Consider the following 11079-nt stretch of genomic DNA (forward strand, 5'->3'; position numbering starts at 1 on the left):
GAGCCGATGGCCGCCCCGATGGCAGCTCCGATGGCGGCGCCGGTCGCGGCACCGGCGGCGAAACCGGCCAACACCTGAACATGGCGACCTCCCTTCCCGCGCGCGACGGCGCCGCGCCCGCCCCGCGCGCGCCGGCACCCCGCTCCGCCCTGCCGGTGCCGCTGAGCGGCGGCAAGCTGGTGGTCGGCACCATCGCGCTGTCGCTGGCCACGTTCATGAACGTGCTGGACTCGTCCATCGCCAACGTGTCGATCCCGGCCATCTCGGGCGACCTGGGCGTGGCGCCCAACCAGGGCACCTGGGTGATCACCTCGTTCGCGGTGGCCAACGCCATCTCGGTGCCGCTCACCGGCTGGATGACCACACGCTTCGGCGCGGTGCGGCTGTTCGTCACCTCGATCCTGCTGTTCGTGCTGTCGTCGTGGCTGTGCGGCGTGGCGCCCAACCTGGAGGTGCTGCTGGCCGCGCGCGTGCTGCAGGGCGCGGTGGCCGGGCCGATGATCCCGCTGTCGCAGGCGCTGCTGCTGTCGAGCTACCCGCCGCAGAAAAGCACGATGGCGCTGGCGCTGTGGGGCATGACCACGCTGGTGGCGCCCATCATGGGCCCGCTGCTGGGCGGCTGGATCTCGGACAACATGACGTGGCCGTGGATCTTCTACATCAACATCCCGGTCGGGCTCGGCGCGGCCTATGCCACCTGGGCGATCTACCGCGAGCGCGAGACGCCCACCCGGATCCTGCCGATCGACCGCATCGGGCTGGCGCTGCTGGTGATCTGGGTCGGCTCGATGCAGCTGATGCTCGACAAGGGCAAGGAGCTGGACTGGTTCCACTCCACCGCGATCGTGGTGCTGGCCGTGGTGGCGGTGGTCGGGTTCCTGTTCTTCGTGGTGTGGGAGAACTACGAGAAGCACCCCGTGGTGGACATCCACCTGTTCAGGGGGCGCAACTTCAGCGCCGGCGTGGTGGCCATCTCGGTGGCCTACGGGCTGTTCTTCGGCAACCTGGTGATCCTGCCGCTGTGGCTGCAGACCATCGTCGGCTACACCGCGACCGATGCCGGCATCGTGATGGCGCCGGTGGGCATCTTCGCCATCCTGCTGTCGCCGCTGATCGGCAAGAACCTGCCGCGGATGGACGCGCGCTGGGTCGCCACGCTGGCCTTCGTCACCTTCGGCGTGGTCAGCCTGATGCGCTCGGGCTTCACGCTGCAGGTGGACAGCCGCACGCTGATGATCCCCACGCTGATCCAGGGCGCGGCGATGGCGATGTTCTTCATCCCGCTGACCTCGATCATCCTGTCGGGCCAGCCGCCGGAGAAGATGCCGTCGGCCTCGGGCGTGTCGAACTTCGTGCGGATCACCTTCGGCGCGATCGGCGCCTCGATCTCGACCACCGTGTGGGACAACCGCTCGGCGCTGCATCACGCGCAGCTGGTGGAGCAGGTCAACCCGTTCAACCCGGTCTATGTCGACCAGATCAACCACCTGATGCAGATGGGCATGACGCGCGCGCAGGCCGACGGCTTCATCGAGCGCGGCATCTCGCAGCAGGCGGCCATGCTCGGCGCCAACGACATCTTCTGGATCTCGGGGGTGCTGTTCTTCGTGCTGATCGTCTTCGTCTGGCTGACCAAGCCGAAGAAAGGCGGCGACATGGATGCGTCGGCGGCCGGGGCGCATTAGCGTCGTTCCAAGAAGGTCCTGGCGCCGTTGCGCGGCACGGCAAGTACCAGTTTCCTCTCGCGCGAACCGCGAGGCCGAAACATCACGGTCAATGCCGTGGCGCCCGGCCCCACCGCGACCGAGTTGTTCTCAGTGGCCGCGCCGGCGGCAAGGCCAGTCACGACCATTCGTCGAGACATGGATACGTCTTCATTCATAGCGTTTCCCGGTAGTTTGCCGGCCGTAGTCGGCCGTGATTGATCATCTGGTGCCGGCATCCCGCGACGCCTTCCGTCCTTCTTCGTCTAGAGCGAGGAAATCTTCATCCGAAAGCGCTATCGCCGCGGCGGCAACGTTTTGCGCTAGATGCGTGACCTTCGACGTACCCGGGATCGGCAGCATGTTCTGGCTTCGCTTCAAGAGCCAAGCAAGCGCAAGTTGCCCGGGTGTAGCGCGGTACCGCCGAGCCAGGTTCTCGAGCAAGGAGCCTGGCTTGGCGAGATCACCTGCGGCCAGCGGAAACCAAGGAATAAAGCCGATACCGAGGGAGGAGCAGTAATCAAGCACTTGCTCGCTGAAATGTGCCGGACTGTTCGGCACCCAAGGACGAACTAGCCATTCTCTTACTCCTTATCTAAAATGTCTCCGCGGCGCTGATTGCGCGCTGCGGAGTATTCATTGGGGTCAAGGCAGCAGCTGTATCTAGCTATGGAATCAGGATTTCCATCTCGGCGCGCCGAATGCCGAGGCAACTTCTTAGCAACGGTCTGAGTCCAGAATTCACCAGTCGAAGCTGATCGCAATTTTTCCGAAGTGGCCGCCTTGCGCCATCAGCTCGTAAGCCTTCTTCAAGTCATCAAGGCCGAAAGTGCGGTCGATGACCGGCTCGATGCGATGCGCGGCCATCGCCGCCACCGCTCCCGCCAGGTCTGCCACCGAGCCGCCGTTGCTGCCTTGTACGCGCACCTCCCTGAAGATGACCGACAGCAGATCCAGCGGCGTGGCACCGCCGCCGAGGAAACCGATGGCGGCCACGGTGCCGCCGTGACGTGCAGCGGCCACGGAGCGGTTGAAGCCTTCGCCGCCGACCGGGTCGATGACCAGATCGGCACCGACGCCACCCGTGCGTTCCAGAACGGAAGCATCCCAGTTGGCATCCTGGCGATAGTTGATGACCTCATCGGCGCCCAAGGCGCGAGCGCGGGCCAGCTTCTCGTCGGACGAGGAGGTGATGATGACCCGCGCCCCGTGCGCCTTGGCCAGTTGCAGCGCAAAGATCGACACCCCGCCCGTGCCCAGCAGCGCGACGGTGGATGCCGGGCCGATCTGCGCCGATTCCAGCGCACGCCATGCCGTCATCGCCGCGATGGGGAGCGTGCCTGCGGCTTCCCAGCTCAAATAGTCCGGCAGCTTGACGACGCCGGCCGCATCGAGTTCGGCGATTTCGACCAGCGAGCCGGGCAGCGTCGCACCACGCATCGGATTGGCCAGTTCCGCGCTAGGCCGGCCAGCGATCCAGTGCGCCTTGACGTGGATGGCGACGCGATCGCCAACGGCAACTTGCCAGACATCTTCACCGACAGCGATGACCTCCCCCGCACCGTCGGACAGGGGAATGTTGGGATACAAGGCACCGGGGTAATGGCCGGAAGCCACGGCGAGATCGGCGAAGTTGACGCTGCCAGCCTTCATGCGAACAAGGATGCGTCCCTTGCCAGGTTGAGTGGGTTCGGGCAGCTCTACCCGCCGGAATGCATCGAACGAAGGTGCGGTGATTTGAATGGATTGCACGAGTCTTCCTCGTAAAGGTATGTCACTTTAAATCGCGGCGTTTTTATGTAGAATACGGAGACGACGCATTTCATACCTGCGAAAAATGCAGCAATCTCTATTCTCCGATCTGAACGAGCTAGCGGCTTTCGTAGCTCTGGCCGATACAGGATCGTTCGCTGCGGCTGGCAGGCAGCTCGGACGGGATCCCACTGCGGTTTCTCGCCGCTTGAGTGCGATGGAAGCGCGCCTGGGTGTCCGGCTGGCCGAACGAAGCACGCGCAAGGTGGCTCTCACCGAGGCCGGTCGAACCTATCTCGACCGGATTCGGCCATTGCTGCACGACCTGCAGGCGGCCGGACACGAAGCAGTCGCGTTCGCTGATGGCGAGGCGCGCGGCCATCTGCGCATCACCTTGCCGGGCAACTTCGGTCGCATGTGGTTGACACCGCTGATCGTGGAGTTCCTGCGTAAGCATCCGCGCGTCACCATCGAGGCGGACACCAGCAATCGCTTCGTTGACCTGATCGGGGAACGCTTCGACCTCGCCATCCGCTTGGGTGAGCTTCCCGACTCGCGCTTGGTCGCCCGCAAGGTTGCAGAGCGTCGTCGGATGATCTGCGCATCCCCGGATTTCATCGCCCGGCATCCGGCTATTCAGACGCCGCAAGACCTAGCCAACTATCCATGCCTTTGTTTCACCGGCCGACACGATCCCTACCGATGGAATTTCACCAAGCCCAGCGGAGGGACACTCGGCGTCACCGTGTCTGGCCCCCTGGCGTCGGATGACGCCGAACTGTTGATCGAAGCGGCTGTCAGCGGGCTAGGCATCCTGTACACGTCGGACTGGTATGCCTGCCGCGATCTGGCCGCGGGCAAGCTGGTCGAAGTCCTTCCTGACTGGGCACTGCTCGATCGCGGCGCCGTCTATGTGGTCACACCGGCAGCGGCCGGCACTCCATCCAAGACTCGCGCCTTTTCCAACTGGATCACCGAAAAGCTGGCGGCTCCCCCCTGGGTTGTGCAACGAACGGCCACTTCCACGCAGACAGTAAAGCGGGCTAGCCGTTGAGGCGCAACTCCACGCTGCCGTCCCATATCCCACGACACACCGCCGCCGCGCACTGTCCAGGCCAGCGCAGCGAGGCCGATGGCGGCAAAGCCCGCCAGCACGATGCGAGCGCGCACGCTTTCGCATAACCTGCCGCGGCAAACTGGGGCGTGGCGCCACAAGCCTCGCCCATTGCGGCGGGGTGCCATCAAGATCTTGCCCGCGCTAGCGGGCACTGATCCGAGTCAGCGATGCACACGCATGTATGCCTCGATTGATGCCACCGCAGCACGAACATGCGGTTGCTTTCGCAAATCGCGGTGATAAACGAGGTAGAAAGACTGGGACGGCCCATCCGTATCCGTTTCGACACGGATCAGGCCCGCGCTTCGTGGATCTTTTTCAAGGAATGCCGCAAGACCTACGCCGTAGCGAACGGCTTCTTCGATGGCATCCATTGAACTGGAGCGAAATGCAAATCGCGTCGCGCCCAGCGTCCGCATCCATTGCTCGTGCGGCAGCTCCTTCCATCGTTCATCAAGTCCGACGAATGAATGCGCCGCGGCCTCGCCCTTACTGAGCCGCCGCGTTGGAAGATGGCGTCGAACATAGTCCGCAGATGCGAACAGCGCGAACCGAAACGTCGCCAAGTGTTTTTCGACGAGCACATTGGAAGTGGAGCGCGCCAGACGAACGGCAATGTCCGCCTCACGCGCGGCCACATCCACCATCCGATTCTCTCCTACCAGCTCAAGATCAACGTCGGGGTACTCTTGGCAGAACGCGAGCAGCGATCGGGTCAGTGTTTGAGCCATTCCATCCGGCACACTGACCCGCAATGTCCCAGCAAGAACGGTTTGATCGCGGCGCAACGCATCCAGACCATGCTCAAGCCCTTCGGCTAGCTGCACCATGCGCAACGCCTCTGGTTTCAACTCAGTGCCCGACTGGCTGCGGTACACCAATTGCCGTCCTACGGCAGCCTCCAGGGCATCCAGACGCCGCGCGGTCGTGGAGGTTGAAAGGCCAAGTGCTTTGCCTGCACCCAGCAAGCTCCTGGCCCGATGCACAGCCAGAAGAATGCGCAGATCATCCCAAGAAAGTTTTTCCATATATGGGAACCAGATTACCGTAATTTTCCGTATCCGGGAATTTCCGTCGCGCCTAAACTGATTCCATGAAAATCATTCTGATTGGAACTGGTCGAATCGGCAGCGCCGTCGCCTTCTGTCTCGCCAAGGCTGGTCACGACATCACCGTCGTGGCACGCGGCGCACGCTTCGACACGTTGAGCCGCGAGGGAGCCATTATTACCGTTGACGGGCAACGCATGCCGGTCAAGGTAGTGCAGACGCTTGATCCAGCCGCCCCCTACGATCTGGCTATCGTCACTGTTCCCGAACACCAAGTCGCGCCCCTATTGCCAGCGTTGTCGGCAAGCAGCGCGAGCACCATCCTTCTAATGTTCAATACGTTTCAAGGAACCGAACCCTATCGAGCAGCCATAGGCATCGAACGCTTCGCATTCGGGTTCCCGAAAATGTCGGCTTTTCTGGTAGACCAACGGCTGCGCTTTCGCGTGGATGGCCCCGGCATGGTGACAACGCTGACGAATCCGGCTCTCGCCACGTTGTTCCGGGAGGCGGGTATGCCAAGCGAAGTTGAAGACGATATGGATGCCTTCCTCCGAAGCCATGTCGCGTTCGTGGTGCCGTCATTCCTCGCCGCTCTGCTCACTTGGAAACGAGCTACTTCCCTCACATGGGCAGAGGCGAGACAGCTTGATGTTGCATGGGTGGAAGGGTTCGAACTGGTTCAAAGCCTGGGCCACGCACTGAAGCCTCATCTGCTCGGGACGCTTGCAGGCCTGCCTTCAATCGTGCGTACGGGCCTGCTATGGATTCTGAGCCGTACGCGCCCCATCAAGGATCTCGGTGAGTTTGGCCCGACGGAAACGCGCGCGCTGATTGATGCGATGGCGGTAGCGGCCTCCGGAAATATTCCTCACTTATTGGCGCTTCGGCCTTAGCTTCCAAAGGGATATCTTGGGTTCGCAAAAGTCCATTGCGCGCGCTGCCGCCGCCTAGTCAAAGGTGGCGACGGGGCGATTTTCTGTGGGCATTGAAACCGGGCGCGGCAGACTTGCTGCGCCCGGTTTCATGTTTGCGTGGTGCGTTTGATAGCGAAAGCCGCGATTGTCAGCTCAATGTTGTCAGCTCAATGCATCCCGATGCCGTCAAGGAACATATCCACCAAGTGCGCGACTCGCGCTTTCCCGGCACGGCCTTGCTCGACGGCAAGGGAGATCGCCGTGACCATGCACAAGAGATCGTCGAGGGAAACATCCTTGCGAACGACTCCCGCTTTCTGCGCGCGCTGGAGCAGCCGCAATCCTTCTTCGCTCCCTGCGTGACAACCGGGAGTGCCACTCTGGAGTACCGCCCCCAGCGACGCCGCCAACCCGCGATAGTGGCTGGCGTGCATCACCAGTTCCCGGACGAAGGCGCGTATGGAGGCCTTCGGTTCGAGCGTGTCGTCCGCGGCCCGGCTCGCCGTAGCGAGCGACAGCAAGCGCTCATCGCTTAATGCAGCAAGCAGGGCCTCGCGCGTCGGAAAGCGGCGATAGAGCGTCCCGATGCCGACCTTGGCGCGCTTGGCGACATCGTCGAGCGAGGCATCGGCGCCACGTTCAAGAAACACCTCTTCCGCCGCTGCAAGGATGCGTTCCCTGTTGCGCGCAGCGTCGGCGCGCAGCGGCGCTTCGTCAGTTGCAGAATGCGCTTTCATCTTCGACCTCATTTACAAAGTGGATGATGCCTCCATATAATAAGTGGAGCAACACTCCACTTATAGATGAGGCACATATGAACAAGCGATTCGAGAACAAGGTTGTGGCGATCACCGGCGGCAGCGAGGGCATCGGCCTGGCGACTGCCAAGCTCTTTGCGGCCGAAGGCGCGCAGGTCTACGTCACCGGACGCAGACAGGATCGACTCGACGAAGCCGTGCGGGAAATCGGCAATGGCGCTATTGGCGTGCAGGGAGACGCCGCGAACCTCGCGGACCTTGATCGACTCTATGAGCGCATCCAACGCGAGCACGGCAAGCTGGATGTCGTTTTTGCCAACGCCGGCATCGCCGAGGGCGAGCCGCGACCGCTGGGCACGATCGCCGCAGAGGACTTCGACCGCCTCTTCGGCCTGAATGTGCGTGGCCTGCTTTTCACTGTGCAGAAGGCCTTGCCACTGCTGACTGCGGGCGGCACAGTAATCCTCAACGGCTCGGTCGCCGGCAGCAAAGGCTTTCCCGACCAGTCGCTCTACAACGCGAGCAAGGCGGCGGTGCGTTCGTTCGCGCGAAGCTGGACGACCGACCTGAAAGAGCGTGGCATCCGCGTGAACGTGGTCTCGCCGGGCGGCACCGAAACACGCCTGATGCGCAGCTACCTCGACACGCGTCCGGGAGTCGAAGACATGTTGAAGCAGATCGTGCCACTCGGCCGCCTGGGGCAGCCGGACGAAGTCGCGCGCGCCGTGCTCTTCCTGGCATCCGGCGAGAGCAGCTACATCGCGGGCGTCGAACTCTTCGTGGACGGTGGCTCACTCGCTGTTTGAGCCTCGCTTCGCCCGAGATTTCCAGCAAGGAGCGCAACGCCACGACCACGGCAGCAGGCGATTCCGGCACGTGACCAGGCAGCGCAACTTGCGATGGAAGAACAGCAGATCGCCCACTTTGTGGGAGAGGAGAGCAAACCGTTGATGACGGAATGAACTTGGTCAGCCAGTTCCCCGCGTTGCGGACCGGCTCAAAGCCTGACCAGCCGTTCCGGCCGCAGCGCCCCTTCGCGCATGCGCGCCACGCCCAGCAGGCGTTGCGGCTCGCCGCCATAGACGCGCGCGAGTTCGCCCTCGGCCAGCGCGGTGCCCGCCGGCAGGTCGCGCTGCGCGATGCGCTGGCCCTGCAGGAAGCGGCCCGCCGCGGCTTCGTCCAGCGTCACCGGCGCGCAGCGCTGCAGCAGCGCGTCGACCGGCGCCAGCATCGCGGGGCGCGCGGCGTCGTCATGGGCGTCGATCTGTTCCAGCGTGACCGCGCCGTCCAGGCTCAGGTCGCCCACGGCCGTGCGGCGCAGGCCGGTGAGGTGCGCGCCGCAGCCCAGCGCTTCGCCGATGTCCTCGGCCAGCGTGCGGATATAGGTGCCCTTGCTGCAGGTCACGCGCATGGTGAAGGTGGGCGCCTGCGGCAGGCCGCAGTCGAGCAACGCGATCTCGTGGATGGTCACGCGGCGCGCGGCGCGCTCCACGGTCTGGCCCGCGCGGGCGTATTCGTAGAGCGGCTTGCCGTCTTTCTTGAGCGCCGAGTGCATCGGCGGCACCTGCTCGATCTCGCCGGTGAAGCGCGCGATGGCCGCGCGCAGCGCGTCGGCGTCGCACGTCACCGCGCGCTCGGCGATCACCTCGCCTTCGGCATCGCCGGTGGCGGTACGGATGCCCAGGCGCACCGCGGCCTCGTAGGTCTTGTCGGCTTCGAGCAGGTCCTGCGAGAACTTGGTGGCCTCGCCGAAGCACAGCGGCAGCAGGCCGGTGGCGAGCGGGTCGAGCGTGCCGGTGTGGCCGGCCTTGAGCGCGCGCAGCATGCGCTTGGCGCGCACCAGCGCGTCGTTGGACGACAGGCCGAGCGGCTTGTCGAGCAGCAGCACGCCGTGCACCTCGCGGCGCGGCTGCCGGGGCGGGCGGTTGGTTTTCGGATCGGTCATGACGGGAGAGCGGGCGGAACGAACGAAGCGGATGAAGCGGATGAAGCGGACGACGCCGGCGCGGACGGAAAAACGGCCCGTTTCAACGGGCCGCCGGTTCAGTCTTCCTTCGCCCGCGTCGAATTGGCTTCGCTGATCAGCTTGGACATCTCGATGGCCTGCTCGACCGAGGTGTCGTGGTGGAAGTGCAGCGTCGGCACGGTGTGGATATGCAGTTGCTTGAACAGCAGCGAATGCAGGTAGCCGGCCTTTTCGTTGAGGATGCCTTCGGCCACCGCGGCATCGGCGCCCAGCACGGTGAAGTACACCTTGGCGTGCGCGTAGTCGGGCGTCATCGTGACCGACTGCAGCGTGACGAGCCCCAGGCGGGGGTCGCGCAGCTCGCGCTGGATCATCGCGGCCAGGTCGCGCTGGATCTGGTCGGAAATCCGGAGATTGCGGGAGGAGATATTGCCTTTCTTGGCCATTCAATAGGGTCTTGTCGAGACGGCCGCGGCGGACCCGCCCGTGAAGGGGGCCCGCCGCGCGCGCGGCGCCTTACAGCGTGCGCGCCACCTCGGTGATTTCATACACTTCGAGCTGGTCGCCTTCCTGAACGTCGTTGAAGTTCTTGATCGACAGGCCGCACTCGAAGCCTTGCTTGACTTCCTTGACGTCGTCCTTGAAGCGCTTGAGCGAATCGAGCTCGCCGGTATGGATGACCACGTTGTTGCGCAGCACCCGCACCAGGGAGGTCCGCTTGACCACGCCGTCGGTGACCATACAGCCGGCCACCGCGCCGATCTTCGGCACGCGGAACACCTGGCGCACCTCGACCGTGCCGAGCGTGACCTCGCGCTTTTCCGGCGCCAGCATGCCCGACATCGCCGCCTTGATCTCGTCCACCGCATCGTAAATGATGTTGTAGTAGCGGATGTCGATGCCGTTGTTCTCGGCCAGCTTGCGCGCGCCGGCGTCGGCACGCACGTTGAAGCCGATGATGACCGCCTTCGAGGCCGTGGCCAGGTTGACGTCCGACTCCGAGATGCCGCCCACGCCGCCGTGCACGATCTGCACGCGCACTTCGTCGGTGGAGAGCTTCTGCAGCGACTGCACCAGCGCTTCCTGCGAACCCTGCACGTCGGCCTTGACGATCAGCGGCAGCGTCTGCACTTCGCCTTCACTCATCTGCTCCAGCATGGTCTCCAGCTTGGCCGCCTGCTGCTTGGCCAGCTTGACGTCGCGGAACTTGCCCTGGCGGAACAGCGCGATTTCGCGCGCCTTGCGCTCGTCGGGCAGCACCAGCACTTCCTCGCCGGCGGCCGGCACTTCGGACAGGCCCTGGATCTCGACCGGAATCGAGGGGCCGGCTTCCTTGGTCGGCTTGCCGGTTTCGTCCAGCATGGCGCGCACGCGGCCGTAGGCGCTGCCGGCCAGCACCACGTCGCCACGCTTGAGCGTGCCGCTGGTGACGAGGATGGTCGCGATCGGGCCCTTGCCCTTGTCGAGCTGGGCTTCCACCACCAGGCCCTTGGCCGGGGCGTCCACCGGCGCCTTCAGTTCCAGCACTTCGGCCTGCAGTAGCACCTGCTCGAGCAGCTCGTCGATGCCGGCGCCGGTCTTGGCGGACACCGGCACGAACGGCGAGTCGCCGCCGTATTCTTCCGGCAGCACCTGCTCGGCCACCAGTTCCTGCTTGACGCGGTCCGGGTTGGCTTCGGGCTTGTCGATCTTGTTGATCGCCACCACGATGGGCACGCCCGCCGCCTTGGCGTGGGCGATGGCTTCCTTGGTCTGCGGCATCACGCCGTCGTCGGCGGCCACCACCAGGATGACGATGTCGGTTGCCTTGGCACCGC

At 64.3% G+C, this 11079-nt stretch carries 11 protein-coding genes and 1 pseudogene; 5 read left to right on the forward strand and 7 right to left on the reverse strand.

Annotation, left to right across the window (positions count from 1 at the left end; translation table 11 throughout):
• Nucleotides 1-80 precede the first annotated feature (80 nt).
• Nucleotides 81-1685: a DHA2 family efflux MFS transporter permease subunit gene (locus tag K206_RS0129260; RefSeq protein WP_029044225.1), complete on the forward strand. Its 1605-nt coding sequence runs from the start codon at nt 81-83 to the stop codon at nt 1683-1685.
• A 39-nt stretch (nt 1686-1724) separates the two neighbouring features.
• Nucleotides 1725-1814 (forward strand): annotated as a pseudogene (locus K206_RS44420) (3-ketoacyl-ACP reductase); the annotation flags it as partial.
• Nucleotides 1815-1925: 111 nt separating this feature from the next.
• Here the strand turns inward: K206_RS44420 and K206_RS41975 are convergent.
• Nucleotides 1926-2264, reverse strand: a complete 339-nt coding sequence (locus K206_RS41975; RefSeq protein WP_081651551.1) for an aldo/keto reductase — start codon at nt 2262-2264, stop codon at nt 1926-1928.
• 180 nt (nt 2265-2444) lie between these two features.
• A complete protein-coding gene (locus K206_RS0129270) occupies nt 2445-3455 on the reverse strand; it encodes an NAD(P)-dependent alcohol dehydrogenase (protein ID WP_029044226.1) in 1011 nt (336 codons plus the stop codon).
• Nucleotides 3456-3540: 85 nt separating this feature from the next.
• On the opposite strand from K206_RS0129270, the gene K206_RS39645 reads away from it, so the two are divergent.
• Nucleotides 3541-4509 (forward strand): LysR family transcriptional regulator, encoded by a 969-nt coding sequence (locus K206_RS39645; RefSeq protein WP_052166020.1) that lies wholly within the window; start codon nt 3541-3543, stop codon nt 4507-4509.
• A 224-nt stretch (nt 4510-4733) separates the two neighbouring features.
• Here the strand turns inward: K206_RS39645 and K206_RS41980 are convergent, their stop codons facing one another.
• On the reverse strand, nt 4734-5600 hold the full coding sequence (locus K206_RS41980) for a LysR family transcriptional regulator (RefSeq protein WP_081651552.1): 867 nt from the start codon (nt 5598-5600) through the stop codon (nt 4734-4736).
• A gap of 65 nt (nt 5601-5665) precedes the next feature.
• Here K206_RS41980 and K206_RS0129290 point away from each other — a divergent pair, with 65 nt between their 5' ends.
• Nucleotides 5666-6517 (forward strand): ketopantoate reductase family protein, encoded by an 852-nt coding sequence (locus K206_RS0129290; protein ID WP_020205919.1) that lies wholly within the window; start codon nt 5666-5668, stop codon nt 6515-6517.
• Between the two features lie 188 nt (nt 6518-6705).
• Here K206_RS0129290 and K206_RS0129295 read toward each other — a convergent pair whose 3' ends face one another.
• A complete protein-coding gene (locus K206_RS0129295) occupies nt 6706-7275 on the reverse strand; it encodes a TetR/AcrR family transcriptional regulator (protein WP_020205920.1) in 570 nt (189 codons plus the stop codon).
• A 77-nt stretch (nt 7276-7352) separates the two neighbouring features.
• On the opposite strand from K206_RS0129295, the gene K206_RS0129300 reads away from it, so the two are divergent.
• A complete protein-coding gene (locus tag K206_RS0129300) occupies nt 7353-8102 on the forward strand; it encodes an SDR family NAD(P)-dependent oxidoreductase (protein WP_020205921.1) in 750 nt (249 codons plus the stop codon).
• Between the two features lie 191 nt (nt 8103-8293).
• Here K206_RS0129300 and truB read toward each other — a convergent pair whose 3' ends face one another.
• The 3 genes from truB to infB all read right to left on the reverse strand — a co-directional run.
• Nucleotides 8294-9241 (reverse strand): tRNA pseudouridine(55) synthase TruB, encoded by a 948-nt coding sequence (truB, locus tag K206_RS0129305; RefSeq protein WP_020205922.1) that lies wholly within the window; start codon nt 9239-9241, stop codon nt 8294-8296.
• Between the two features lie 98 nt (nt 9242-9339).
• On the reverse strand, nt 9340-9708 hold the full coding sequence (rbfA, locus tag K206_RS0129310; RefSeq protein WP_020205923.1) for a 30S ribosome-binding factor RbfA: 369 nt from the start codon (nt 9706-9708) through the stop codon (nt 9340-9342).
• A gap of 70 nt (nt 9709-9778) precedes the next feature.
• Nucleotides 9779-11079 (reverse strand): translation initiation factor IF-2 (infB, locus tag K206_RS0129315; RefSeq protein ID WP_020205924.1); only part of this gene is annotated, 1301 nt, incomplete at its 5' end.

This window comes from Cupriavidus sp. WS, from assembly GCF_000395345.1.
GTDB classification, from domain to species: Bacteria; Pseudomonadota; Gammaproteobacteria; order Burkholderiales; family Burkholderiaceae; genus Cupriavidus; species Cupriavidus basilensis_B.